The sequence below is a fragment of the Mesorhizobium sp. M1163 genome, from assembly GCF_040318415.1.
In the GTDB taxonomy this organism is placed as follows: Bacteria; Pseudomonadota; Alphaproteobacteria; order Rhizobiales; family Rhizobiaceae; genus Mesorhizobium.
Genome location: NZ_JAMYMF010000104.1, coordinates 1 through 1272 on the forward strand (window position 1 = coordinate 1; position 1272 = coordinate 1272).

Consider the following 1272-nt stretch of genomic DNA (forward strand, 5'->3'; position numbering starts at 1 on the left):
TGACGTTGCCCCCAGTTTCTATCCAGTTTTGAGTTCGTTTCCGGCGTGGGTTGTGCCCTGCTGGGCGGGTGAAGCGACGGGCGCTGGCGCGGAGCCTTTGGCATAGCGCAGCGCGAGCGACCGTCGCGGATTGAAGGTGGTGGCGAACTCGGCCGGTGTCTGCCAGGCGATTTGGGAATGCGGCCGCGCGGTGTTGTAGTCGGCGCGCCACAGGGCGATGGCGACGCGTGCCTGAGCCAGCGAAGTAAACAGCGTCTCGTTGAGCAGTTCATCGCGCAGTCGGCCGTTGAAGCTCTCGATGAAGCCATTCTGCATCGGCTTGCCGGGCGCAATGTAATGCCATTCGACGCGGTTCTGATCCGCCCAGGAGAGGATGGCGTTCGAGGTGAACTCGCTGCCATTGTCGCTGACGATCATTCTCGGCCGGCCGCGCTCGGTGATGAGCTGGTCCAATTCTCGGGCAACCCGCATGCCCGAGAGAGACGTATCAACGATGAGTGCCAGGCACTCTCTCGTGCAGTCGTCGACGACGGCCAGGATGCGGAAGCGGCGCCCGTCGGTGAGCTGGTCCGATACGAAGTCGAGCGACCAGCGCTCGTCGGGCCTCAGCGGCACCAGCATCGGCGCCCTGGTCCCGATCGCCCGCTTGCGGCCGCCACGGCGACGAACGGCGAGCTTCTCCTCCCGATAGAGCCGGAACAGCTTCTTGTGGTTCACGACCAGGCCCTCCCGCCTCAGCATCACGAGAAGACGCCGGTAGCCGAACCGGCGACGCTCCTGCGCGATCGCCTTCATCCGCTCGCGAAGCTCGCGGTCGTCCGGCCTGCTGGTCTCGTAGCGAACCGTCATGCGGCAACAGCCGATGGCTTTACACGCCCGCCGTTCGCTCATCCCGAAGCCTTCCTTCAGGCGAGCGACAGCTTTCCGCTTGGCCGCGGGCGTCACCATTTCTTTCCCACAAGATCCTTCAACGCGGCATTGTCGAGCATGGCGTCGGCCAGAAGCCGCTTCAGCCGCGTGTTCTCGTCCTCCAGAGCCTTCAGTCGCCGAGCCTCGGAGACATCCATCCCGCCGAAGCGGGCCTTCCAGTTGTAAATCGAGGCGTCGCTGACCCCGTGCTTGCGGCACAGATCGGCAACCGATACCCCGGCCTCATGTTCCTTCAAAATTCCGATGATCTGCTCTTCAGAGAAGCGGCTACGTTTCATGTCCTGGTCCTCTCGATGGGCCAGAACGAACTTCAAACCGGATTAGATCAGAGGGGCAAGGTCA

Annotated in this window: 1 protein-coding gene; it reads right to left on the reverse strand. The window is 63.2% G+C overall.

Translation table 11 applies throughout. The features are described 5' to 3' along the window. Positions 1 to 18 precede the first annotated feature (18 nt). Positions 19 to 1208, reverse strand: a protein-coding gene (locus NKH43_RS35205; protein ID WP_352687710.1) for an IS3 family transposase whose coding sequence is annotated in 2 segments (ribosomal slippage) — positions 19 to 959 and positions 959 to 1208 — 1191 coding nt in all. Because the reading frame shifts where the segments join, the coding sequence is not laid out codon by codon here. Between the last annotated feature and the right edge of the window lie 64 nt (positions 1209 to 1272).